The organism is Brevundimonas sp., from assembly GCF_030682035.1.
GTDB lineage: Bacteria > Pseudomonadota > Alphaproteobacteria > Caulobacterales > Caulobacteraceae > Brevundimonas.
Genome location: NZ_JAUXQZ010000046.1, coordinates 1 through 24,742 on the forward strand (window position 1 = coordinate 1; position 24,742 = coordinate 24,742).

Sequence of the window (24,742 nt, forward strand, 5' to 3'; positions counted from 1 at the left end):
GCCCTTCCCATCTCAACCGCTTCGCCTGAAGCGGCGATGAGTCATGCGCCAAACCTTCTCCCTCCCCTTCATGGGGAGTGGAGGATGGATTGGCGGAGCCAATCCGACGACGGGCGAGCCTCTGGCGAGCCCGGGTGGGGAACGCCAGTCCCGCACCGCCGGCGCCCGGCTTCACACTTCCCCACCCGGTCGCTTCGCGACCACCCTCCCCCGAAGTGGGGAGGGAGATCGACGACCGCGGCCCCACAAAGATAGCCTTCCCGACTGACAGGCCGGAACAAATGAGGCACAAGGCCGCGATGCTCGCCGACTCGACCCTCACCGCACCGTCCGCGCCGACGCTCGCCGACGCCCGCGCCACGCTGGAGCGGGTCTGGGGCCACGGCGACTTCCGCGGGCTTCAGGCCGAGGTGGTGACGGAAATTCTCGCGGGCCGCGACGTCGTCGCCGTGCTGCCGACCGGCGGCGGCAAGTCGGTCTGCTACCAGATTCCCGCCATGCTGCGGCCCGGCCTGGGGTTGGTCGTCTCACCGCTGATCGCCCTGATGACCGATCAGGTCGAGGCGCTGAAGCAGCAGGGGGTGGCGGCGGCGCGTCTGGATTCCGGCGTGTCGATGGACGACCGCTCGGAGATCTGGCGGCAGGCCCGGGCCGGCGAGCTGGACCTGCTCTACGTCTCGCCCGAAGGCCTGGCCCAGCCGCATCTGATTGACCGGCTCCACGATCTGCCGCTGTCGCTGATCGCCATCGACGAGGCCCACTGTGTCTCGCAATGGGGCCATGACTTCCGCCCCGACTACCGCACGCTGGGCCGGCTGGCCGAACTCTTCCCTGGCGTGCCGCGCATCGCGGTGACCGCCACCGCCGACGCCCGTACGCGCGACGACATCGTCCGCTCGTTGCGGCTGGAGGGCGCCAGGGTCGTGGTCGACAGTTTCGCCCGGCCCAATCTGCAGCTTTCGGCCATCCCCAAGGAGACCGCCTCGCGGGCGAAGACCGACGCCGCCGTGATCGATCTGGTCCGTCAGCGGCGCGGCAAGTCGGGCGTGGTCTATTGCGGCAGCCGCGACGGCTGCGAGCGGGTGGCCCAGGCCCTGCGCGACGCCGGGACCAACGCCATCGCCTATCACGCCGGCATGGAGGCCCGCGACCGCGACCGGCGACTGGAGCGTTTTCTGGCCGAGGACGGGGCGGTGATGGTGGCGACCATCGCCTTCGGCATGGGAGTGGACAAGGCTGATGTCCGCTTCGTCATCCACGCCGACCCGCCCGGCTCGCTCGAGGCCTACTGGCAGGAGATCGGCCGCGCCGGGCGCGATGGCGAACCGGCCGACGGCATCACCCTCTACGGTCCGTCCGACATCGCCTGGACGCTCAAGCGGCTGGACGGCCGCCCCATGGCCGAAGAGGTCAAGGCGGTGCAGGTCAGGAAGGCGCGCCAGCTGTTCGCCATGCTGGACGGCGCCGCCTGCCGCGCCCGGACGGTGCGCCGCTATTTCGGCGAGGAGGGCGCCGAACGGTGCGGCGTCTGCGACCTGTGCCTCGACCCGCCCGCCGTCTTCGACGCCACCGTCCCGGCCCAGAAGGCCCTCGCCGCCGTGCAGCGGCTGGGTGAGCGCTTCGGCAAGACCCGGGTCATCGACCACCTGCTGGGCAAGACGAAGGACGTCCAGCCGTGGGAGACGGCCCTGTCGACCTGGGCCATCGGCGCCGATACGGGCCAGCACACATGGCGCGACATCATCGATCACCTGATGTTCGAGGGCCTGCTGGTCGAGGATCCCAACGAGGGCAAGCCGCTGGTCCGGCTGGGCGACCCCGGGGCCGTGCGCGCCGTCTATCGCGGCGAGCGGGGGGTCGAGGTCCGCCGCGCCGCCGCTCGCGCCGCCTCCGCCCCCCGCGAACGCACCCGTACCGGCCGCAACGCCGCGCTCGAGAACCTGGACGCCGATGTCCGCGCCCGGTTCGAGACCCTGCGCGCCTGGCGCCGCGACCGCGCCGCCGAACAGCATGTCCCGCCCTATGTCATCTTCCAGGACAAGACCCTGCTGGAGATCGCCCTCGCCGAACCCGGCGATCTTGACCGCCTCGGCCACATCTCCGGCGTCGGCCAGACCAGGCTGGACCGCTACGGCAAGGGCGTGCTGGAGGCCCTGCGGCAGGCTCCCGGCTGAGTCTGTGGACCGAAACCGCGGTTCGCCGGTTAAGCTTCGTGCAAGGTCTCGGAAGGGGGGCCTTAAACTTTCGCCGTCACAGTCCTGCGGTGATCCCGAGCCGCGCCCCGTCCCCGATCGACAAACTGGCCCTGGCCGTCGTGCACCAGCCCGACCGCGCCATCCCCGCGCCTGCCGGCGCGCGTGAGGAATCCCTGCGTCTGCTGCTCCAGACCGCCGCTGATTCCGGCGTCGCCCGGGTCGCGACCAGGCCCGACGGCGACGGCGAACGCTGGCTGGGTCAAGCCTGGCCCTTCCCTTCCCCCTTCCACGTCTCGGTACGAACGGTAACCGTCAGCGACGGCGTCGACCGGGTCGAGGCCCGCGCGCGCCGCTCGCTGGAACGTCTCGGCCTGCCACGCGGCGACCTGTTGCTGGTTTCCGCCGCCGCGGATCTGGCCGGCGCCGAGGGCCGCGCTTTGTGGGACCGCCTGCTGGCCCTGAAGGACCGGGGCCTGTATCGGCGCATCGGTTTCTGCGCCACGATCGAGGACGGCCCGGCCCTGCTGGCCCGCCGCTTCAAGCCGGATGTGGTCCAGCTGCGCTGCAACCTGCTTGACCAGCGCGCCCAGCATTCCGGCGTCCTCGCCGACCTGGCGGCGCTCGACGTGGCCATTCATGCCGCCTCGGTGTTCGCTCAGGGCCTGCTGTTCATGAGCGGCGAGGCTCTGCCGCTCGAGATGCACCGGCACGCCCCGACCCTGTCGCGCATCCGCCGCCGCCTGGCCGAGGCCCGCGTCGATCCGATGCAGGCGACCCTGGCCTACGCCATGGGCCTGCCCGAGGTGTCCGCCGTGGTCGCCAGCATCGCCTCGGCCGCCGAGCTGCGCGCCGTCGTCGCCGCAGCGCACGCGGCGACACCTGCGCTGGACTGGGCGTCCCTGCAGCTGGAGCCGGCGACGATCGCCGCCGGCCCCCGCAGGATCAGTAGCGCAGCCTGATCCCGACATAGCCGGACCGGCCCGGCTCGCCGTAGCCGAACACCTGCTGATAGCGTTCGTCCGTCAGGTTCTCGATCCGCGCCGTCAGGGTAACGGCCTCCGTCAGCTTGTAAGCTGACGTCAGATTGGCCGTGACGAAGCTTTCTCTCAACCCGAAGGCGTCGGGCTGGTCGCCCTCCGCCCGAACGGTCAACGCACCCGATACCCGCTCGCCCGCCCATCCGAGGGTGGCCGAACCGGCGTGCTCCGGTATCCGTAACAAGCGGGTGCCTGTGGTCTCGTCGACTGCGTCGGTGTAAGCATAGGCGACGGTCAAATCGAAGCCGGCGGGCAGCACCGCGCGGCCCTCCACCTCGACCCCGTCCGTGCGCGTCGCGGCAACGTTGACATAAAAGGCGTCGAAGGTCACCGGATCGAAGACGTAGGTGATCTGGTCTTCCACCTTCAAACGATAGACCGTCAGCCGCCCGTCGAACCGTCCGTCCGCCGAACCCCAGCCGAGCGCCCCCTCGACGCTGTCGGCCGTCTCCGGCGAGAGTTCGGGGAACGGGACGGCGGCGAAGCAGTAGTCACAGACGGACTGATTGATTGAAGGCGCCTTGAATCCCGTGCCGTAGGCGGCCGACAGGATGAACCCCCGCGGCAGATCATAGGCTGCGGACAGGCGACCGGTGACCTCGGACCCGAAATCGTCAGTATCGTCCCACCGCAGCCCGGCGGTGACACTCAGGGCTGCGGCAGGCTCGACACGCGCGACCGCGAAAGCCGAAGTCGTGCCAAGGTCGACGTCCTCGCCGGTCGAGACCGTGCCCGCCGTGTCCTCGCGCTCCGCCCCGAACGTATAGTCCAGCCTCTGGTCCCAAACGCTGCCTGCGGCCTGCCACCGATAGACCAGGCGGTCAGCATCGAATTGCGAGGCAAACTGGCCGTCGTTGTCGCGCGAGATGTCCGATGCCGCCACGCTGAACTGGTGCTCAAGGCCCAGGGCGGCCAGCGACAGGCGCACGAACCCTGACCATTGCTCGGTCAGGGTGAAATCGGGCGTGTCGCCGGGCGTGAAATCCGGGGGCGGCGAACCGTCTATGTCGCCCTCGCTCTTCGACCAGCGGGCCGCGGCATCGACAGTCGCGACCGAGGTCAGGGCGTAGCGGACCTTTCCGCCCACGGTCGTCGCCTCGACGCCGTCGGCCTCGGGGTTGCCGTCGGCCTCGTCGGCGGCCGAGATGCCGTCGGTCCGCACCCGGGAGACATAGCCGCTCGCGGCCCAGGTCTCATTGGCGGTTCCCAACGCCAGCCGACCACGAACGGTGTCATAGCTTCCCGCCTCGGCTTCCAGTCGCACACCATCGGTCTCGCGCGTGGTGAAGGCGATCACGCCGCCGATGGCGTCCGAACCCCAAAGCGACGACTGTGGTCCGCTTAACACCTCGATCCGCTCGATCTCGCCCAGGTCGAAGGCGGCGAAGTCGAAGGATCCGCTGATGTCGGCCGGGTCATTGACCGGCACGCCGTCGATCAGCACCAGGGTCTTGCCGGGCGAGGCCCCGCGCATCCGCACCTGGGCGACGCCGCCGAAGGCGCCGGACCTCACCACCGACAGGCCGGGGATGTCGCTCAGGATGTCGGCGGCGAACACCGCCCCGCGCTGCTCGATGGCCGCGCGGTCGATGACCCGGGCGCCGGGCGTGTCGGCGACGATGGCCGGCAGGCGGGTCGCGGTGACCACCACCTCGGGAAGGGTTGCGTCCGGCTCATTCGGCTCCTGGGCGTGGGCGGACAGGGGAAACAGCACGGCGGCGGCCGTGGCGTACAGAATGGATCGTGTCATGCGCAGATCTCCGTCTCCGCCGCGCTGGCGCTGCGCGGGGGCGTGTGAAAGCGACCGACCCGGCCCCGGACGGGGCGCGGCGCTTGGGTCGGGTCGCTTCGACGGAACAGCTTCCGCAGCTGCGAAAGGGTTGGCCCCACGCCTCTGTCTGGTCCCGGACAGCGGACGAGCGACGTCGGCGGCCAGGTTTCCTGGCTTGCGGGTCACAGGCCAAACGCGGCTCGGGTCGAAGACCCGGGCTTAGCGCCTTTGGCCAGCCTAAGCTGACCCCGCCGCTCTCGCCTTCCCGGTTGCCCAGTGGCGCCGGGGATCGCTCCCCGGATCGAACGACGGCCTCGCCGCCTACAGTTGCGGGCACAGCCGCGGTGTCTGACCGCGTTCCCTTAACCGCCTGCCGGACTTGTCGCAGTGCAGCACAGCTTGCGCAAGACGCTTGAGGCGCAGCCCGCAATCCTTCACCTTGCGGCGCTCTCATGAACGCCCCCCTCGTCCACCCTCCGAAAGCCGACGCGGTCCCGTCCAGCGAGGGGACGACGCCGGTCATGGCGCAGTTCCTGGCGGCCAAGGCGGCCCAGCCGGACGCCATTGTCTTCTTCCGGATGGGCGATTTCTACGAGCTGTTCTTCAAGGACGCCGAGATCGCCTCCAGGGCCCTGGGCATCACCCTGACCAAACGCGGCAAGCACCAAGGCGAGGACATCCCCATGGCCGGGGTGCCGGTGCATGCGCTGGACGGCTATCTGGCGCGGCTGATCCGGCAGGGGTTCAAAGCCGCTATCTGCGAACAGCTGGAAGCCCCGGCCGAGGCGCGCAAGCGCGGTTCCAAGGCCGTGGTCCACCGCGACATCGTCCGCGTCGTCACCCCCGGCACCCTGACCGAGGACAGCCTGCTGGACGCGCGCGGCGCCAACCGGCTGGCCGCTGTCTCCGTGCGCAAGGGCCGCGCCGCCGTCGCCGTGGTCGAACTGTCGGCGGGGTCAGTCGACGCCGTCGCCTGTTCGCTGGAAGACCTCGGCGCGACGCTCGCCTCGTTCCGACCGTCCGAAGTGCTGGTCCCCGACCGGCTGTTCTCGGACGCGGCGACCAAGGCCGCGCTCGACGGGTCCGGCGGCGTGGTCCAGGCCCTGCCTCAGGCCCTGGCCGAACCGGCCGGCGCCCGGGTCCGGGTCGAGCGGCTGTACGGCGTCGCCTCCCTGGACGGTTTCGGCGCCTTCGAGGAGGCCGAGGTTTCGGCCCTCGGCCTGATTGCCGCCTATCTGGAGACGACCCAGGCCGGGAAGATCCCCGCCCTGTCGCCGCCGCGCCGCTCGGGCGACAGCGGCTTTCTCGCCATCGACCCGGCCACCCGCCTCAGCCTCGAGATCGACCGCACCCAGCGCGGGGAGCGCGAGGGTTCGCTGCTGGCCTGTATCGACCGCACCGTCACCTCGGGCGGGGCCCGGGCCCTGGCAGAGCGGATCGCCCGGCCGCTGCGCGACACCACGGCCATCACCCATGGACTCGACGCCGTCGAATGGCTGCTGGAGCGCCGCGACCTGCGCCGCGATCTGCGCGAGGGCCTGCGCGCCTCGTCGGACGTCGCCCGCGCCACCTCCCGGCTGGTGCTGGGCCGCGGCGGACCGCGCGACCTCGCCGCCATCCGCACCGGCCTGTCGATCGCCGAGGCCATCGCCGGTCTGTTCCCGCCCGCCCGCGATCCGCTGACCGGCCCGCCCGCCCGCATCGCCGCCTGCCTGGACCGGCTGACGCTGTCGCCCGATCTCGGCCGGCTGCGGGTCGATCTGGCCGAGGGTCTGGTCGCCGAGCCGCCGCATCTGGCCCGCGACGGCGGCTTCGTCTCGGCCGGCTACCGCCCCGAACTGGAAGAAGCCCGCCGCCTGCGCGACGACAGCCGCCGGGTCGTCGCCGACCTTGAGGCCCGCGCCGTCGCCGAGGCCGGGGTGCCGTTCAAGGTGCGCCACAACGCGGTGCTCGGCTACTTTCTCGAGACCAGCGCCAAGGCCGCCGAACCCCTGTTGAGGCCATCCGGCGAAAGCCCCTTCATCCACCGTCAGACCCTCGCCAATCAGGTTCGTTTCACCACCGTCGAACTGTCCGAACTCGACGCTAAGATCAGCCAGGCCGGCTACCGCGCCCTGGCCATCGAGGGCGAGACCTTCGAGACGTGGCGGCGCACGGTCCAGTCGCTGGCCCGGCCGCTTCAGGCCGTGGCCGAGGCCCTTGCCGAACTGGACGCCCACTCCGCCCTCGCCGAATGGGCCGAAGAAGTGGGCGCCGTCCGTCCCACCGTCGACGGCAGCGTCTGTTTCGAGATCACCGCCGGCCGCCATCCCGTGGTTGAAGCGGCCGTGAAGGCGCAGGGCGATCCCTATACGCCCAACGACTGCAAACTGGACGGATCGGGCGCCGCCGCTTCGCGACTGTCGATCGTCACCGGGCCGAACATGGCCGGCAAGTCGACCTTCCTGCGCCAGAATGCCCTTCTGGTCGTGCTGGCCCAGGCCGGAGCCTTCGTGCCCGCGAAGGCCATGCGGCTGGGCGTCGTGGACCGATTGTTCTCCAGGGTCGGCGCCGGCGACGACCTGGCCCGCGGCCGCTCCACCTTCATGACCGAGATGGTCGAGACCGCCGCCATCCTGACCCAGGCCACGGACCGCAGCTTCGTGGTGCTGGACGAGATCGGGCGCGGCACCGCCACCTATGACGGTCTGGCCATCGCCTGGGCTGTGACCGAGGCCCTGCACGACCGCAACCGCGCCCGCACCCTGTTCGCCACCCACTATCACGAGCTGGCGGGGCTGGAGACGCGGCTGGCCCATGTCTGCAATCTGTCGATGGCGGCGCGGGAATGGAACGGCGATCTCGTCTTCCTGCATGAGGCCCGACCCGGCGCCGCCGACCGATCCTATGGCGTGCAGGTGGCCAAGCTGGCCGGCGTGCCCGCCGCCGTCGTCAGCCGCGCCCGCGAGGTGCTGGACCGGCTGGAAGGCGAGAAGGCCGCCGCGATCAGCCTCGACGACCTCCCCCTATTCGCGATGGCGGAACCCGCGCCCTCGCCGCGTTCGTCCGCCGTAGAAGACGCGCTGCAGGCCATCGAGCCGGACGAGCTGTCGCCGCGCGAGGCGCTGGAAACCCTCTACCGGCTCAAGGGTCTGGGCCGCCGGTGACCGCGTCCCTCGACGACCGGCTGATCGAGGCCGCGTCCGCGCCCGACGTGCGCAAGGCCGTCGCGGCGATCCTGAAGGAGTCCTGGGACGCCGCCCGCGCGCGCACCGCCCGCCGTCTCGAGGCCGGAGGCGAGGGGGTCGAGGTCGCCCGGCTCTATTCCACCGCCGCCGACGACCTGCTCACGGCCCTGTGGCGGCTCACCACCGAAACCCTCTATCCCGCCGCCAATCCCAGCGAGGCGGAGCGGCTGACCCTGATTGCGGTCGGGGGTTACGGCCGTGGTGTGCTGGCGCCCTTTTCGGACCTGGACCTGTTGTTCCTGCGCCCGTGGAAGCCGATCCCGCGCACCGAACAGGTGATCGAGTTCATGCTCTACGTCCTGTGGGATCTCGGCGTGAAGGTCGGCCAGTCGGCGCGGTCGGTCGACGAATGCCTGGCCCTGGCGAAATCAGACATGACCGTGCGCACCGCCCTGCTGGAAGCGCGGCCGCTGGCGGGCGACGAGAAACTGGCCGCCGACTTCATCGCCCGCTTCCGCGCCCAGGTGGTCAAGGCCGATCCCCGGCCCTTCATCGCCGCCAAGCTGGCGGAGCGCGATGTTCGCCACCAGAAATCCGGCGCCGTCCGCTACCGGGTCGAACCCAACGTCAAGGACGGTAAGGGCGGCCTGCGCGACCTCAACACCCTGTTCTGGATCGCGCGGTCGCTGGCGCCGGACAGCCCGCTGGGCGCGCGGGTGATGGACGACCTGCTGACCGCGCGCGAACGGCGCACCTTTGAGGAATCCTTCGACTTTCTTTGGCGGGTCCGCGCCCATCTGCATCTTACCGCGGGACGGCCGGAGGAAAAGCTGACCTTCGACCTCCAGCCCGAGGTCGCGCGGCGCATGGGCTGGCGCGGGCGCGGTGACGAGCCTGCGGTCGAGCGGTTCATGCGACGCTATTTCCTCGTCGCCCGCGACGTCGGCGCCCTGACCCGCGCCATGTCGGCCAAGCTGGAGGCGCGCCAGCAGAAGCCGACGATGAGCCTGTCGCGGCTGATCCCGGGGCGCAAACGCAAGCTTGGGGTCGAGGGCTTCACCGAGGACGCCGGCCGCCTGTCGGTCAAGGGGCCTGAGGTGTTCGCCGCCGCGCCCGAGAAGCTGCTGATGCTGTTCCGTACGGCGGACGAGCACGATCTGGACCTGCACCCGGACGCCTTTTCAGCGGTCAGCCGGTCGTTGTCGCTGGTCACCCCGTCGCTGCGCCGCGATCCCGAGGCGACCCGCGCCTTCCTCGACATCCTGGCCCATGGCCAGCGACCCTATCGGGTCCTGACGCTGATGAACGAGACCGGTCTGCTGGGCCGGTTCCTGCCCGAATGGGGACGGATCGTTGGCCAGACCCAGTTCAACATGTACCACGCCTATACGGTCGACGAGCACACCTTGCAGGCCATCGGCATCATCAACGACATCTGGCGCGGCAAGCTGAAGGCCGAGCATCCGTCCTCGACCGAGATCGTCCACCGCATCGACGATTTCGAAGCGCTGATGCTGGCCATGCTGCTCCACGACGTCGGCAAGGGCGGTGACCGGGGCCAGCTGGAGGACGGGGCCATCGCGGCCAGGCGGGCCTGCGACCGGCTTGGCCTCGACCCACGCCGGACCGAGTTTGTGGTCTGGCTGGTGCGCAACCACCTGTCGCTCAGCGACTACGCCCAGAAGCGCGATATCTCGGACCCGGCGACCGTCCGCGCCTTCACCCGGCTCGTCGGCGATCCGGAGCGGTTGCGGACACTGCTGATCCTGACCGTGGCCGACATCCGCGCCGTCGGGCCGGGCGTCTGGAACGCCTGGAAGGGCGGGCTGATCCGCGACCTGTACCAACGCACCGAAGGCGTGTTCCGCGGTGAGGACGTGGCCCACGCCGATCCGCTGGACGACTATCCCGAACTGGTGGCCCGCGCCCGGTGGAACGGCGCGGCGGTCGAGGCCCTGACGGCGCCCGGGAACGAGGCGGAGGAATACGCCGCCACCCGCGTCGCCGTCGCCGCGCGCGACCGGCCCGGCCTGTTCGTCGATCTGGCGGGCGCACTGGCCGCCGCTGGAGCCGATGTCGTCGGGGCCCGGGTGGCGACCGCCGGGGACGGGACGGCGCTGGATGTGTTCGAGCTTCAGGACGGCGGCGGCGCTCCTTATGGCCAGGCCGAGCCGCGCCGCCTGACCCGATTGATCGCCGCGCTGGAGGTTGCTGCCCGCGGCGGAGCCCGAATCGCCTCGGCCCCGGCGGCCGCGCCCAGCCCGCGCCGCGCCGCCTTCGACGTCCGGCCCACGGCTATCGTCGACCTGGACGAAAACCCCGACGCCGCCGTGGTCGAGGTGTCCGGCGCCGACCGGCCGGGTCTGCTGGCCGACCTCGCCCGCGTCCTCGCCGACAACGGTCTGTCGATCCGGTCGGCCCATATCGCCGGCTTCGGCGAGCGGGCGGTGGACAGCTTCTACGTCACTGATCCGAAAGGCCGGAAACCGAAGTCGGGGCCGAAGCTGGAGCGGCTGCGGCTTCAACTCGAGGCCGTTCTCGACCGCGTGGACCGAGCCGGAACCCGGCTGTCCGCCCCGGTTCGGGCCAGCCTGCGCGACGTGTCCGAAGTGGGTCGGCGCGGTTCCGCGCCGGACCCCGTATCGCCCGCGCCGGAAGCAGGATAAGCGCTGACATGGCCAAAAAAACCGCCCCTGAACCAGAACCGATCGAGGCCGCGCCGTCCGTGCCTTCGGCCACGGCGACGACCGAGCCCATGGTCCAGCCGCCCGCTTCGGCCACAACCGCGCGCAAGGGTGGCGGCATGATGCGCTCCTCGGCTATCTTCAGCGGCCTGACACTGGTCAGCCGCCTCGCCGGCTTTGCGCGAGACATCGTCATTTCGGCCGCGCTGGGGGCATCAGTCGGACCGGCGGCGGATGCCTACAACACCGCCCTGAACTTCCCCAATCTGTTCCGACGCATCTTCGCCGAGGGGGCCTTCGCCGCCGCCTTCGTGCCGGCCTACGCCAGGACCCTCGAAACCGAGGGCGAGGCGGTGGCGGACAAGGTCGCCACGGACGCCCTCGCGGCGGTGGCCTTCGCCACCCTGGCGCTGACCCTTGTCGCCCAGCTGGCCATGCCCTGGCTGATGGCCGTGATCAATGTCGGCTTCCTCGACGACCCGGCGCGCTTCAAGCTGGCGGTCGTCCTGACCCAGATCACCATGCCCTATCTGCCCTGTATGGCGGTGGCGGCCCTGCTCAGCGGCGTGCTGAACGCGCGCGGCCGGTTCATCGTCTCGGGCGCCTATCCGGTTCTGCTCAACGTCATCATGCTGGCCGCGGTGATCCCGGCCCAGGGCGGCCAGGTCGGCGCGGCCTACGCCGCCTCATGGGCGGTGCTCGTCGCGGGCGTATCACAGGCAGCCCTGTGCTGGTGGGCGGCGCGGCGCGCGGGCGCCGACATCCGTCTGGCCCTGCCGCGGCTGACCCCGGCGGTGAAGGCGATCATCATCACCGCCATTCCCGCCGCGATCGGCAACTCGGCGACCCAGATCAACGTCTTCATCTCGGGCAACCTGTCCAGCTTCGTGGCCGGAGGCCGGACGTGGCTGGCGACGGCCGACCGTCTCTACCAACTGCCGCTGGGCCTCGTTGGCGTCGCCATCGGAATCGCCCTTCTGCCCCGCCTGTCGCGCGCGGTGGCTTCCGCGGATCACGGCCAGCAGCAGGCCTCCATGGATGAGGCCCTGACCCTGTCCATGGCCCTGACCCTGCCGGCGGCGGCGGCGTTGATGGCCATGCCCTATTTCCTGATCGACGCCCTGTTCACCCGCGGCGCATTCCTGCAGATCGACGCCGTCAACACCGCGCGCGCCCTGTTGCAGTTCGGCTGGGGCGTGCCGGCCTTCGTCCTGATCCGCATCCTCGCCCCGGCCTTCTTCGCCCGGCGGGACACGCGCACGCCGATGATCTTCGCGCTTGTTTCCGTGGCGGTGAATGCGGCTCTGGCGATCGGCCTGTTCAACCTCGGCTGGGGCATAGCGGGCATAGCGGCGGCGGTTTCCGCGGCCGCCTGGACCAATGTGATCCTGCTGGCCGCGACCTTGTGGCGACGGGACCTCTACCGACCCAGCCCGCAGGCCTTGTCGCGCCTGATCCGCATCGGCCTGTCCGCGGCCGGTCTGGCCCTGATCGTCGGCCTGGCCGCCGCCAGTCGGTCCCGGATCGAGGCGCCGGTGGCCGATATCCTCGGGACGATCGGCGTCGGCGTCGGCGCCAAGGAGACCGCCCTCCTGCTCGTCACCGGTCTGGGCGGCGTCGTCTATGTCGCTCTGGCCTTCGCCACGCGGGCGATCACCCCGGCCGAGGTGAAGGGCCTGCTGCGGCGAACCGCCAAGTAACGGCTTGCTCCCCGGGCGTCGGTCAGGCATTGCGCCTCGACATGACCGACGCCACTCCTGACCTGTCCGATCGCGCCGCTCCCGCCTATACCGGCCCGCGCCGGGTTCTGTCGGGCATCCAGGCCTCCGGAGCCCTGCATCTGGGCAACTATCTCGGCGCCCTGAAGCGGTTCACCCAGCTACAGGACACAGGCGCGCCCTGTTTCCTGTTCGTGGCCGACCTGCACGCCATCACCGTCTGGCAGGATCCGGCCCTGCTGACCGCCCAGACGCGCGAGATCGCCGCCGCCTATCTGGCCTCGGGCCTCGACCCGGCGCGGTCGATCATCTGGCCGCAGTCGGCTGTGCGGGCCCATTCCGAACTGGCCTGGATCCTGAACTGCGTCGCCCGCCTCGGCTGGCTGGACCGCATGACCCAGTTCAAGGAGAAGTCGGGCAAGCACAAGGAACGCTCGTCCGTCGGACTCTACACCTACCCTGTGCTCCAGGCCGCCGACATCCTCCTCTACAAGGCCACCGAGGTGCCGACCGGCGAGGACCAGAAACAGCATCTGGAGCTGACCCGCGACATCGCCCAGAAGTTCAACACCGACTTCAACGCGCCCGGTTTCTTCCCCCTGCCCGAGCCCCTGACCCAGGGGCCTGCGCCGCGGGTCATGAGCCTGCGCGACGGCATGGCCAAGATGTCCAAATCCGATCCGTCGGACCAGTCGCGCATCAACCTGACCGACGACGCCGACACCATCGTGGCCAAGATCCGCAAGGCCCGCACCGATCCCGACGCCCTGCCCGAGACGCTGGAAGGCCTCGAGGGCCGCGCCGAGGCGAAGAACCTGGTCACCATCTACGCCGCCCTCGCCGACATGAGCCGCGAGGCCGTGCTGGCCCGGTTCGCGGGTCAGGGGTTCGGCGCCTTCAAGCCGGCGCTGGCCGACCTCGCCGTCGCTTCGATGGCCCCGGTCAGCGCCGAAATGCGCCGGCTGATGAACGATCCGACCGAGATCGACCGCGTCCTCAAGGACGGCGCCGAACGCGCTGCCGCCATCGCCGATCCGGTGGTGGATGAGGTGAAGAAGATCGTGGGCTTCTGGCGCGCCTGATCAGCCGACGCGGTCCAGCCGGGCGATGAAGAAGCCGTCCAGCCCGCCCTTTTCCGCCCACATCGACGGCAGGATGCGCAGCCAGCCCTCGGGCGTCAGAGCCTCGGTCGGGGCGCCGACGGCGGCAGGATCGGCCACGGCAGTCTTGAAGGCCGGGTTGCGGCGCAGGAAGGCGATGATCTGGGTCTCGCCCTCTTCGCGCTCAAGCGAACAGACGCAATAGACCAGCCGCCCGCCCGGCTTGACCCGTTCGGCGGCGGCGTCGAGCAGACGGTGCTGCACGTCGGCCAGCTTGGCCACGTCGGCGGGCTTGGTGGCGCGCAGGACTTCCGGATTGCGGCGGAAGGTGCCGGTGGCGGTGCAGGGGGCGTCCAGCAGGACGGCGTCGAAGTTACGGGGGTCGTCCCAGTCCTCGGCGGGAACCGCGACGACCTCGGCGGACAGGCCGGTTCGCGCCAGATTTTCCGTCAGCCGCTTCAGCCGCGGCGCCGACCGGTCCAGCGCCACGACCGAGGCGCCCGAGGCGGCCAGTTGCAGGGTCTTGCCGCCGGGCGCGGCGCAGACGTCAACAATGGACTCGCCGGCTTGCGGCGCCAGCAGGCGCACCGGTACGGCGGCGGCGGCGTCCTGAACCCACCAGATACCGTCGTCGAATCCCGGCCAGCTCGCGAGGTCGCCGCGGCGGCCGGTGCGGACGGTATTCCCGGCCAGAACCTCGCCATCCACGGCCTCGGCGAGGGCGGCGGCGTCAACCTCGGGCTTGAGGCTGAGGTCCGTGGCAGGCTCCTCACGGGCGGCGAGGGCCAGACCGGTCAGGGAGGCCTCGCCATAGGTGGCGCGCCAGCGGGCGGCCAGCCATTCGGGCAGATTTGACTCGGCCGTGGTCAAGCCCGGCCCTTCGCGCTCGATGCCGCGCAGGACGGCGTTGACGAGGTTCTTGTAGGGGCGGGTCTTGGTCTCGCGCTCGGCCAGCTTCACTGCCGTCGATACCGCCGCGAAGGCCGGGGTCTCCAGCACCAGCGTCTGGGCCAGAGCCACCCGCAAGATGGTCCGCACCGCCAGCGGCGGGCCCTTCTGCAGCTTGCGGTCCAGAATCTGGTCGATCTCGCCCAGCCGGCGCAAGGCGGCCATGGCCACGGCGCGGGCGAACGCGCGGTCCGGCCCGGGCAGGTCCGAGACCTCGCGGAACGACAGCGCCGTATCCAGCCCGCCGCGGCCTTCCAGGGCGGCGTTCAGCAGCACGCCGGCGGCCAGACGGGCCTCGACGCCGATGTCGGCCCCCCCGTGGTCAGAATTGGCGTCACGCGGGTCGACCTTCGGGGGCCGCGGCGCCCGGGTTCCAGCCCGGGCCTTGTCGGCCATGCGGCGGCCGCGGGCGGCCGAGCTGCGCCCCTGCTCGGGTCCGCGGCTCAAACCACCACCTGTGTGCCCAACTCGACCACCCGGCCCGGCGGGATGTGGAAGAAGTCGGTCGGGTTGGCGGCGTTGCGGGTCAGGAAGATGAACAGACGATCCTGCCACAACGGCATGCCCTGCGAGGCCGAGGCGACCACCGAGCGGCGGCCCAGGAAGAAGCTGGTCGACATGATGTCGAACCTCAGCCCCTGTTTCCGGCACAGCCCCAGCGCCTTGGGTATATTGGGCTGTTCCATGAAGCCGTAGGAGATGGTCAGCTTCTTGAAGTCGTCCGAGATCGGCTCGATCGTCACCCGCTGGCCTTCCGGCACCCGCGGCCGGTCGGTGGTGCGAACGGTCAGGATGACGTTCTTCTCGTGCAGCACCTTGTTGTGCTTGAGATTGTGCATCAGGGCGACCGGGGCGACGTCGGGGTCCGAGGTCAGGAAGATCGCAGTACCGGGCGCGCGGTGCGGCGGACGAGCACGGAGCATCTCGATCAGGTCGGCCAGCGCCAGGCTGTCCTTGCGGGTCTTGTCAGTCAGAATTTGGGTGCCGCGCACCCAGGTCCACATCAGCAGGATCAGCACCGCGCCCAGCACCAGCGGCAGCCATGCGCCGTCCGGAATCTTCAACAGGTTGGAGGTCAGGAACACCGAGTCGATGAAGCCGAACGGGATCAGCGCTGCAAGCACGGCCCAAACCGGCCAGTTCCACTTATGCCGGATGACGGAATACGCCATCAGGGTATTGATCAGCATCACCCCCGTCACCGCCACGCCATAGGCGGCGGTCAGGTTGGTCGAACTCTGGAACACAAACAGGAGGGCCAGCACGCCGATCATCAACAGGTTGTTGACCGCGGGCACATAGATCTGGCCGGCCTGGGTCTCGGAGGTGTTCTTGATCTCGATGCGGGGCAGCAGGCCCAGCTGCACCGCCTGCTGGGTGACCGAGAAGGCGCCGGTGATGACCGCCTGGCTGGCGATAACGGTCGCCGCCGTGGCGAGCGCCAGCATCGGCCAGTAGACGACCGTCGGCACCATGTTCCAGAACGGATTTTCCGCCGCCTCGGGGTGGGACAGGATCAGGGCGCCCTGGCCCAGGTAGTTCAGGGTCAGGCAGGGCAGGACGAACCCCACCCAGCCGATGCGGATCGGGGCTTTGCCGAAATGGCCCATGTCGGCGTAGAGCGCCTCCGCCCCGGTCACCGCCAGAAATACGCTGCCCAGAATGATGAAGCCGAGGAAACCGTCGTTGATCAGCAGCTGGACGCCGTAATGAGGCGACAGGGCGCGCAGGATGGAGATGTCGTCGAAGATGTGGATGAGGCCGAGCACGCCCAGACAGAGGAACCAGACGGCGGTGATCGGGCCGAAGAACCGGGCCAGGCCGGCGGTCCCGCGCGCCTGGACCAGAAACAGGGCGATCAGGATGCCCGCTGACACCGGCACGATGAAGGGATCCAGCTTTCCGCCGACGCCGGGGGCGTCCTTGACGCCCTCGATGGCCGACAGAACCGAGATCGCCGGCGTGATGATGCCGTCGCCATAGAACAATGCCGCGCCGCAAACGCCGAGCAGGAAGATGAAGCCGCTCCGTCGACCCACCGCGTGGGTGGCCAGGGCCATCAGCGCCAAGGTGCCGCCCTCGCCCTTGTTGTCGGCCCGCATCAGGAACATGACGTATTTAAACGTCACCACGATCATCAGCGCCCAGAAGGCCAGAGAGACCACGCCGATCACGGCCAGGTCGCCGCCGACGCCGTCCTGGGCGTGGCCGATGGCCTCGCGCAGGGCGTAGAGCGGGCTGGTGCCGATGTCGCCGAACACGACGCCGATGGCGCCGATGATCAGGCCCCATTTGCCGGCCTTGACGTGGCCGCCCTCGCCGGCCGCCGCCGGGTGCGGATGGGCCGGGGCGACCGATTTTTCGGCGGGGTTCTGGGAGTTTGAGGCGGCGGCGGCGGGGCCGTCTTCGCCTTGGGGAGAAGCCCCGGCCATGAAGTTCCTCCGGGACCCCGCACAACGCGGTTCCCATCCAAAGAGCGGCGAGCCTTTAAGCCCTTTCCGCAGGCCGTTCAATCGTGCTGCAAGCGCGAAGGTTCCGGACCGCGCCGGATCGCGGGGTCTCGAAGGATCGTCGACCTTGCGCCGGTGGAATGTCTGTTTGTGAATGCCGTCCCACGCGCCTATCTTGATAGCCAGAACCATGTCCGACAGCCAACGTTTTCCCGTCGCCGCCCACGCCCTGGCCTATCTGGCCCACAAGGGCGCCGTCTCGCCGGCCCAGGCCGTGCCGAGCGCGATTCTGGCCGCCTCGATCCCGACCAATCCCGTGGTCGTGCGCCGCGTGACCTCCCTGCTGGCCAAGGCCGGGCTGATCGCCACCCGTCCCGGCGCCTCGGGCGGGGCCTGGCTGCTGCATAAGCCGCACGACATTTCGCTGGAGTCGGTGCTGCGCGCCGTCAACGGCTGCGCCCACCTCGGCTCGCCGCCCGCCGGCGCCAAGGGCTGCCCGGTCAGCGAACACATCCCCCGTCAGGTAGCCAAGGCCCTGACCGCCGCCGACCAGGCCGCGGGCTTGGCCCTGTCGAAGATCACCATCGCCGACCTGCTGGACCACAATCCGGTGTCGCTGGCGGGGTTTGCACCCCATCCGTCCTGCCCGGTCGCCGCCTGAGATGAGCCTGCCCTCGCGGCCGCGCCCGGTCGTGCTGATCACCGGGGCCTCGGCCGGAATCGGAGCGGCCCTGACGCGGGTCTATGCCGAAAAGGGCTGGGACCTGATCCTGACGGCGCGGCGTGAGGCGCCCCTGCGGGTGTTGGCTGAGGAGCTGGCCCGCATGGGCGCGGCGTCTACCGTTCTAATCGAAGACCTCACTGGCTCCGCCGCCCCGCGCCGGCTGTTCGACGGTGTCGCCGAACGAGGCCTGACAGTGGACGGCCTGGTCAACAACGCCGGCTTCAGCCGGACAGACGGCTTCCTCAACACCGATCCGGCGGCGCACCGGGCCATGATCCAGGTCATGCTGGCCGCCCCGGTGGAGCTGGCGCGGCTGTTCACCCCGGCCATGGTCGAGCGCGGTTACGGCCGCATCCTCAACGTCGCCTCCCTCGCCGGCCAGATGCCCGCGACCGGCGGCGACACCCTGTACGGGCCGATCAAATCCTTCCTCATCAAGGCTTCACAAGGCCTGCATCTGGAACTGCGCGGGACCGGGGTCCACGTCACCGCCCTGTGCCCCGGCTACACCCTGACCGAATTCCATGACGCCAACGGCACCCGCGAACAGGTGTCCTCAGCTTATCCGGCGTGGATGTGGCAGACCGCCGACCATGTGGCGCGGGTCGGCTACGAGGCCTGTGAGGCCAACCGGCCGAAGGTCACGCCGGGAGCGATGAACAATCTGCTGGCGGGTTTGGCCAAACATCTCCCTGACCGGGTCGCGCTGGGGATGGTCGGCGGCCACGCGAAACGGCTGAAGCGGATATGAATGCGCTCTCGCCGAGCGCCGCCATGATCATTGGCGCCGTATTGGCGGTCGTCTCGTTCATCGGCGGTCGCGCGGCGGCTCTTTTTGTTGGCTGGCGGATCGCGCGACGGGTCAGTCCGGGCGAAACCTCATCGGCGGACGCTGGCAGAAAGAACGTGTTCCTGGCTTCAGATCATGGCTGGGTCGTCTGGAATCCTGCGCTGTACCGACACAAGAATCCTGAAGTCAGGCGACTGGCAAGGCGGCTCGCGGTCGCCCAATTTTTCGCGTGGATGGTGCCCTCGGTCTGCCTGTTTCTCTCATGGGCCGTTGCGAAGTTGATGGCCTGAAATCAGTGCCCACCTTCCGGATACGGCGTCGTGGCGATGCTGCTGAACATTCCGGGGATGGCTTCCGACAGGCCGGCGAGGATGAACTGGATGGCCAGGGCGCACAGGATCAGGCCCAGCACTCTGACGATGATGGCCATGCCGATCTCGCCGAGCAGCCGGCTGATCGGACCCGTCAGGGTGAAAACCACGAAGGTGGCGAGGCCCGCCGCGACGATGGCCGCCACGCCCGCCGCCTGGCCCGCGGGGCCGACCTTCTCGGCCTCTCCGGCCTGGATGATGATGGTCGAGATGGCGCCGGGCCCGATCAGCAGGGGCATGGCGAAGGGCACGACCAGGCGCTGGAACCGCCGGCGAGCATAACCCTTGTCATCCGCCGCATCCTTCACCGCATCGGCGTCGGCGAACATCTTGAGGAAGTCCTCGCGCGTCATGTCCAGGCCGAGCAGCAGCAGCAGGATGCCGCCAGCGATGCGGAAGGCCGCCAGTGAGATCCCGAAGAATTGCAGCAGGCCCAGGCCGGTGAAGAAGAAGAAGGCCAGGAAGACGACGATAAAGATGCAGATCAGGGCCGAGACCGACAGCCGCTGGCGCATCGAGGCGCCGGCCGTGGCCGCGGCGAAGATCGGGATATTGCCGATCGGGTCCACAAGGGCGAACAGGGCCACGAACAGGTTGACGCCCAGATCGACCGCGTCCATTTGCTGCCCTCGCCCTGCAATTCACCCACCCGCAGCCCATCAAGGCTGACGCCCGCGCGCGCGTCCAGTCCTAACGGGTCCAAAGGAGCGACGCCATGACCCCCGTGCTGACTGACCCGCGCCTGATCGTGGGCCTCGACCTGACCTCTCTCGACGCCGCCCGGGCCATGGTCGATCGCCTCGGCGCGACGGTCAGCTTCTACAAGGTCGGCCTGACCCTGCTGGCCCGGCCCGGCGGGGTCGCCTTCGCTCACGCGCTGCGCACGGCGGGCAAGTCGGTGTTCCAGGACTGGAAGCTGCACGACATCGGCGCCCAGGTGGAGGGCGCCGCTCGCGCCGTGGCCGAAGGCGGCTGCGACCTGCTGACCGTCCACGCCGAGCCCCAGGTCATGCGCGGCGCGGTCAAGGGGCGCGATGCGGCGGGGACGGATACAAAACTCCTGGCCGTCACCGTCCTGACCAGCCTGTCAGACGCCGACCTGACCGACATCGGCTACGGCTTTTCGGCTGGCGATCTGGTCGAGCGGCGGGTGCGCCAGGCGCTGGACTGCGGCGTCGACGGCGTGGTCTCAAGCCCGCTGGAGGCCGCGCGGGTGCGCCAGATCGCCGATGAAGCGGGGCGGCCCGACTTCCTGATCGTCACCCCCGGCGTCCGGCCCGAGGGCGCGGACAAGGGGGATCAACAACGGGTGGCCACACCCCGCGCGGCTCTGGAGGCCGGAGCCACCCATCTGGTCGTGGCGCGACCGGTGGTCGGGGCGGACAACCCCTTGCTGGCGGCCTCGGCCATCGTCGAATCGATCGACGGGATCGCCCGCTAGAGTCCGTCAGCCCCGCTCGCCGGGCTCCTGGCTCTAGTACTGGCGAGGCGGCCGGGACGGCTCGTAAGGGCGCGCGGGCGGAGCCGGCGGCTCATAGCGGGGCGGTTCCGACTGGTAAGGCGGCGGATAGGGGGCGTAGTCGTCGCCGCCATGGTCGTCATCGGGGCCGTCAGGGGCGCAGCCGCCGCAGCTGTTGCGCCCGTCGATATAGCCCCGCTCGTAGTCGCCGATCCCAACATCGGGACCGCCCCCGCAACCACCGCCGCAACGACCCTCATATTCCTCGTAGGACTCATGGCTTTCGTAGGCGCTATAGGAGCCTTGTTGGTAGCGGTAGTCCTCCCGCCGTCCGCCGCCGCAGCTGTGGCGTGCGCTGTGGCCGTAGCGGCCGCCGCGGTCGCTGTCGTCGCGGCACCCGCCGCTGTTCGCCACGCAGGCCGGCGCCCGCCGCGCATTACGGCCGAAGCCGTTGACCACATAGCCGAACGGCGCGCTGGCGCAGGCGCGGCCCTCATAGACCTGTTCATTGTAGATGGCGCCGCCGCATCCGCCGTAGCAGCCGCCGCTGTCCCCGCCATAACCGCCGCCGACATAGACGGCGCCGCCGCCGTAGCCGCCGCCCCGGAAGCCGCCCCGGAAGCCGCCCATGTCATAGGTTCGGGCGTTGAAGTACGAACCCGCCGAAGCGGCGGCGAAGGCGTTCGAATTGGCGTTGGCGTTGACGTTCACATTGATATTGCGGTTGTAACCGCCGCCGTGAGGCGGCGGTGTGTAGGGCGGGGGCCGATGCCCGCCGCCTCCGCAGCCGCTACCGCAGCCGCCTCCGGCCGGATGACCGCCGCCGCCATATTGGCCGCCGCCGTCGCGCGGGTCTCCGGCCAGGGCGGGGCTCGCCAAAAGGATCGCAAGGACGGCGGCGGCCGCAAGGTTAACCATTCGCATGACGCGGACTCCCATCTGGAGCCGTTGTAAGCTTCTGGAATATAAAGGGTTCAGATTGCACCGAGCGGGCGAAACCAGGCGCCCGCCTTTCCCCCGGAGGCCCTTAAATTAACCTTTCGGATCGCAACGTCGGCCGCTCAGCGGTCGTAGAGATAGACGTCGCCGCAGCCGCAATCGCGGTCATCGCGCCGTCCGCGCCGGTCATATGACCAGCCTTGGGCCGAGGGAGGGCGGTCGTCGTTATAGCCCCATTCGTCCCGATAGCCGGACCGCGACGGCGGGTCGTAGCGGCCATGGGTGTAGCGGCGGTATCCCCGGCTATGGCCGTACCGGCTGTGTCCCCGCTCGTAGCTGTGGCCATCGCGTCCGTAGCCGTAGCGCTGGCCGTAGCCGTAACGGTGGCCGTAGCCGTAGTCGTGACCGGCGCCATAGCTTCCATAGCCCTGACCGTATCCGGGCGCGGGCACATAGACGCGCGGGCGGTCCGAATATCCATCCGCCCAGCGTCCCGTCTCGACATAGGACCGGGTCTCGACCTCGGACAGGGGCGTGCCGCCGACCGGCCGTCCATAGGCGTTGAGATAGACCGGCTGACCATAGGTCTGGGCCGAGGCGGCGCCGGCGAGGGCGAGAGCGGCGAGGGCCGCCGCGGCGGCGAGAGTGCGGATCATCGGGGCGTCTCCTGGAATGAAACGGTTAACGCCGTTCGGCCGCCTTTGTTCGCTCGCGTCAGAAATCGACGGCCAGACCCTTTTTCTCCCAGTCGCCGTAGCGGGTCGGCTCAGGCCCGCGCGGGCCGCCGTGCTCCGGCGGCAGGTCTGCGTCCGCCTCCGCCGCGCGACGTTCCGCAGCCTCCAGGAGGGCGCGGCGCGCGGCCTCGATCAGGGGTCGCTCCGGGGTGGCGTGGGGCACGTCAGCGTTGAAGGCCGGCAGGGTCGCTTCCTCGGGAGTGGGATGATCGGTCACAGCAGCCTCGCCTTGAGCCCGGACGTTGATCCGCACACATGAGGGGTTCGCCTGTCATGCGCCAGTTGCGATCGAATATTTCGGACCATGAACCACCTCAAGACCTTCACCCTGCTGGCGGCCCTGACCGCCCTGTTCGTCGGCCTCGGCTATCTGATCGGCGGACCGACCGGCATGCTGATTGCGCTCGTCGTCGCCGGCGGCATGAACCTGTTCAGCTACTGGAACGCCGACAGGATCGTCTTGAAGATGTACCGGGCCCAACCGGTCGACGAACAGCATCCCAACGCCGTGGTCCGCACCTATGTCGCCGATGTGGTGCAGATGGCCCGCGATGCGGGCCTGCCGCGGCCGGTCATCGCCATCATCCCCAACGACCAGCCCAACGCCTTCGCCACGGGCCGCAATCCGGCCAACGCCGCCGTCTGCGCCACCACGGGCCTGTTGGACATGCTGACCCGCGAGGAGGTCCGCGGGGTGATGGCGCATGAACTGGCCCATGTGAAGAACCGCGACACCCTGACAATGACGGTGACCGCCACCGTCGCCGGCGCCATCGCCGCCCTGGCCAATTTCGCCCTGTTCTTCGGCGGCGGCGACGACCGCGAGCGGCCCGGCGGCATCATCGGGACACTCGCCCTGATGATCCTGGCGCCGATGGCCGCGGCCCTGGTGCAGATGGCCATCAGCCGCGGCCGCGAATACGAGGCCGACCGCGTCGGCGCGGAGATCGCCGGCGACGCTCAAGCCCTGGCCTCGGCCCTTCAGAAGATCGACGGCCACGCCCGCCGGATCGTCAATCCGACCGCCGAACGCAATCCGGCCTCGGGCCAGTTGTTCATCATCAACCCGCTGGCCGGACGCGGCGCCGACAACCTGTTCTCGACCCATCCGGCCACCGGCAACCGGGTGAAGGCGCTGATGGAGTTGGGATTGAAGATGGGTGTCGCCCCGCGCCGGGCGCCGATGGCGGAGACCTCACGGGGACCGGCCTCGACCAGCGTGCCCACCACGCCGTCCCAGCCTCGCGGTCCGTGGAGTTGACCCCGCCGCATTCCCGCCCTTGCATCGCGGGGCGTCTGGTCCTTTAAGCGCGCCCACACGCCCTGACGCCTCCCCGCGTTCGCCGAAAGACCCGTCATGACCCAGACTGCGCCCAAGAAGGTCGTCCTCGCCTATTCCGGTGGTCTGGACACCTCGATCATCCTGACATGGCAGCAGACCGAATACGGGGCGGAGGTCGTGACCTTCACCGCCGATCTGGGCCAGGGCGAGGAACTGGCGCCGGCGCGCGAGAAGGCCCTGAAGATGGGCATCAAGCCCGGGAACATCTTCATCGACGACCTGCGCGAGGAATTCGTTCGCGACTACGTCTTCCCCATGTTCCGGGCCAACGCCCTGTACGAGGGCCAGTATCTGCTCGGCACCTCGATCGCGCGGCCTCTGATCGCCAAACGCCAGATCGAGATCGCCCGCATGGTTGGCGCGGACGCCGTCTGTCACGGGGCGACCGGCAAGGGCAACGACCAGGTCCGGTTCGAGCTCGGCTACTATGCGCTGGAGCCTGACATCCGGGTCATCGCCCCGTGGCGCGAGTGGGACTTCAAGTCCCGCGAACACCTGCTCGACTTCGCCGAGAAACACCAGATCCCGATCGCCAAGGACAAGCGCGGCGAGGCCCCGTTCAGCGTCGACGCCAACCTTCTGCACAGCTCCAGCGAGGGCAAGGTGCTGGAGGATCCGTCGGTCGAGGCCCCCGAATTCGTGCACCAGCGCACCCTGAGCCCCGAGGACGCGCCGGACGTGGCTGCCGTCATCACCATCGGCTTCGAAAAGGGCGATCCCGTCTCGATCAACGGCGAGGCGATGTCGCCGGCGACCCTGCTGACCGCCCTGAACCAGTATGGCCACGACAACGGCATCGGCCGCCTCGACCTGGTCGAGAACCGCTTCGTCGGCATGAAGTCGCGCGGCGTCTATGAGACCCCCGGCGGGACTATCCTGCTGGCCGCCCACCGCGGCATCGAGTCCATCACCCTGGACGGCGGGGCCATGCATCTGAAGGACGAGTTGGCGATCAAATACGCCCATCTGGTCTACAACGGCTTCTGGTTCTCGCCCGAACGCGAGATGCTTCAGGCCGCCATCGACCACTCCCAGACCAAGGTGTCCGGCACGGTCCGCGTCAAACTCTACAAGGGCAATGCGACCGTCATCGGCCGCGAGAGCGCCGAGAGCCTGTACGACCAGGAACTGGTCACCTTCGAGGACGGCGCCGTCGCCTATGACCAGAAGGACGCCGCCGGCTTCATCAAGCTGAACGCCTTGCGCCTGCGGGTTCTGGGCAAGCGCGACGCGCGCGACCGGGGCTAGATTTGCCGGCCCCTCGCGCTTTCGAGGGATCGGCGCCACCTTGTCAGCGGGAGCATGGGCTCCCC

Annotated in this window: 19 protein-coding genes and 1 riboswitch; of the genes, 12 read left to right on the forward strand and 7 right to left on the reverse strand. The window is 69.6% G+C overall.

The window, feature by feature from the left end:
- Positions 1-281 precede the first annotated feature (281 nt).
- Both recQ and Q8K49_RS13730 read left to right on the forward strand, forming a co-directional pair.
- Complete coding sequence (gene recQ, locus Q8K49_RS13725; protein ID WP_305306653.1) at positions 282-2,174, forward strand: DNA helicase RecQ; 1,893 nt, start codon at positions 282-284, stop codon at positions 2,172-2,174.
- Positions 2,175-2,263: 89 nt separating this feature from the next.
- The gene (locus tag Q8K49_RS13730; protein ID WP_305306654.1) at positions 2,264-3,154 is read left to right on the forward strand and encodes an aldo/keto reductase; all 891 of its coding nucleotides are present in this window, start codon (positions 2,264-2,266) and stop codon (positions 3,152-3,154) included.
- On the opposite strand, the gene Q8K49_RS13735 is transcribed toward Q8K49_RS13730, so the two are convergent.
- Positions 3,138-4,982: a TonB-dependent siderophore receptor gene (locus Q8K49_RS13735; protein WP_305306655.1), complete on the reverse strand. Its 1,845-nt coding sequence runs from the start codon at positions 4,980-4,982 to the stop codon at positions 3,138-3,140. The genes Q8K49_RS13730 and Q8K49_RS13735 overlap by 17 nt on opposite strands.
- Positions 4,983-5,166: 184 nt before the next feature.
- Positions 5,167-5,367, reverse strand: a riboswitch (cobalamin riboswitch).
- Between the two features lie 88 nt (positions 5,368-5,455).
- Here Q8K49_RS13735 and mutS point away from each other — a divergent pair.
- The 4 genes from mutS to trpS are packed head-to-tail and all read left to right on the forward strand — an operon-like array spanning position 5,456 to position 13,654.
- Positions 5,456-8,149 (forward strand): DNA mismatch repair protein MutS, encoded by a 2,694-nt coding sequence (mutS, locus tag Q8K49_RS13740; protein ID WP_305306656.1) that lies wholly within the window; start codon positions 5,456-5,458, stop codon positions 8,147-8,149.
- On the forward strand, positions 8,146-10,836 hold the full coding sequence (glnD, locus tag Q8K49_RS13745; RefSeq protein WP_305306657.1) for a [protein-PII] uridylyltransferase: 2,691 nt from the start codon (positions 8,146-8,148) through the stop codon (positions 10,834-10,836). Before mutS ends, glnD begins: the two co-directional genes overlap by 4 nt.
- Positions 10,837-10,844: 8 nt before the next feature.
- Positions 10,845-12,554 carry a murein biosynthesis integral membrane protein MurJ gene (murJ, locus tag Q8K49_RS13750; protein WP_305306658.1) on the forward strand — a complete coding sequence of 570 codons (1,710 nt, stop codon included), beginning with the start codon at positions 10,845-10,847 and terminating at the stop codon, positions 12,552-12,554.
- Positions 12,555-12,595: 41 nt separating this feature from the next.
- The gene (trpS, locus tag Q8K49_RS13755) at positions 12,596-13,654 is read left to right on the forward strand and encodes a tryptophan--tRNA ligase (RefSeq protein WP_305306659.1); all 1,059 of its coding nucleotides are present in this window, start codon (positions 12,596-12,598) and stop codon (positions 13,652-13,654) included.
- Here the strand turns inward: trpS and Q8K49_RS13760 are convergent, their stop codons facing one another.
- Together Q8K49_RS13760 and Q8K49_RS13765 are read right to left on the reverse strand one after the other, a co-directional pair.
- Positions 13,655-15,016: an RsmB/NOP family class I SAM-dependent RNA methyltransferase gene (locus tag Q8K49_RS13760; protein ID WP_305306660.1), complete on the reverse strand. Its 1,362-nt coding sequence runs from the start codon at positions 15,014-15,016 to the stop codon at positions 13,655-13,657. It abuts the gene before it with no gap.
- 47 nt (positions 15,017-15,063) lie between these two features.
- Positions 15,064-17,052: a potassium transporter Kup gene (locus tag Q8K49_RS13765; RefSeq protein ID WP_305306661.1), complete on the reverse strand. Its 1,989-nt coding sequence runs from the start codon at positions 17,050-17,052 to the stop codon at positions 15,064-15,066.
- A 208-nt stretch (positions 17,053-17,260) separates the two neighbouring features.
- Here Q8K49_RS13765 and Q8K49_RS13770 point away from each other — a divergent pair, with 208 nt between their 5' ends.
- Genes Q8K49_RS13770 through Q8K49_RS13780 form a run of 3 tightly spaced genes read left to right on the forward strand, consistent with a single transcriptional unit; the run spans position 17,261 to position 18,874 of the window.
- Complete coding sequence (locus Q8K49_RS13770; RefSeq protein ID WP_305306662.1) at positions 17,261-17,731, forward strand: Rrf2 family transcriptional regulator; 471 nt, start codon at positions 17,261-17,263, stop codon at positions 17,729-17,731.
- 1 nt (position 17,732) lies between these two features.
- Positions 17,733-18,545 (forward strand): SDR family oxidoreductase, encoded by an 813-nt coding sequence (locus Q8K49_RS13775; RefSeq protein WP_305306663.1) that lies wholly within the window; start codon positions 17,733-17,735, stop codon positions 18,543-18,545.
- Entirely contained in the window at positions 18,542-18,874 is a 333-nt protein-coding gene (locus Q8K49_RS13780) for a hypothetical protein (RefSeq protein WP_305306664.1), read from the forward strand. The genes Q8K49_RS13775 and Q8K49_RS13780 overlap by 4 nt, the downstream gene beginning before the upstream one ends.
- 2 nt (positions 18,875-18,876) lie before the next feature.
- Here Q8K49_RS13780 and Q8K49_RS13785 read toward each other — a convergent pair whose 3' ends face one another.
- Positions 18,877-19,575, reverse strand: a complete 699-nt coding sequence (locus tag Q8K49_RS13785) for a MarC family protein (protein WP_305306665.1) — start codon at positions 19,573-19,575, stop codon at positions 18,877-18,879.
- A gap of 104 nt (positions 19,576-19,679) precedes the next feature.
- Between Q8K49_RS13785 and pyrF the strand changes: the two genes are divergently transcribed.
- Positions 19,680-20,396 (forward strand): orotidine-5'-phosphate decarboxylase, encoded by a 717-nt coding sequence (gene pyrF / locus Q8K49_RS13790; RefSeq protein WP_305306767.1) that lies wholly within the window; start codon positions 19,680-19,682, stop codon positions 20,394-20,396.
- Between the two features lie 33 nt (positions 20,397-20,429).
- Here pyrF and Q8K49_RS13795 read toward each other — a convergent pair whose 3' ends face one another.
- The 3 genes from Q8K49_RS13795 to Q8K49_RS13805 all read right to left on the reverse strand — a co-directional run bounded on the left by Q8K49_RS13795 (position 20,430) and on the right by Q8K49_RS13805 (position 22,304).
- Entirely contained in the window at positions 20,430-21,338 is a 909-nt protein-coding gene (locus Q8K49_RS13795; RefSeq protein WP_305306666.1) for a hypothetical protein, read from the reverse strand.
- 137 nt (positions 21,339-21,475) lie between these two features.
- Positions 21,476-22,009, reverse strand: a complete 534-nt coding sequence (locus tag Q8K49_RS13800) for a hypothetical protein (RefSeq protein WP_305306667.1) — start codon at positions 22,007-22,009, stop codon at positions 21,476-21,478.
- Between the two features lie 58 nt (positions 22,010-22,067).
- Positions 22,068-22,304, reverse strand: coding sequence for a DUF1674 domain-containing protein (locus tag Q8K49_RS13805; protein WP_305306668.1), 237 nt, complete (start codon positions 22,302-22,304; stop codon positions 22,068-22,070).
- A gap of 87 nt (positions 22,305-22,391) precedes the next feature.
- Between Q8K49_RS13805 and htpX the strand changes: the two genes are divergently transcribed.
- Both htpX and Q8K49_RS13815 read left to right on the forward strand, forming a co-directional pair.
- Positions 22,392-23,348, forward strand: a complete 957-nt coding sequence (gene htpX / locus Q8K49_RS13810) for a zinc metalloprotease HtpX (protein WP_305306669.1) — start codon at positions 22,392-22,394, stop codon at positions 23,346-23,348.
- 96 nt (positions 23,349-23,444) lie between these two features.
- Positions 23,445-24,677: an argininosuccinate synthase gene (locus tag Q8K49_RS13815; RefSeq protein WP_305306670.1), complete on the forward strand. Its 1,233-nt coding sequence runs from the start codon at positions 23,445-23,447 to the stop codon at positions 24,675-24,677.
- Positions 24,678-24,742 lie beyond the last annotated feature (65 nt).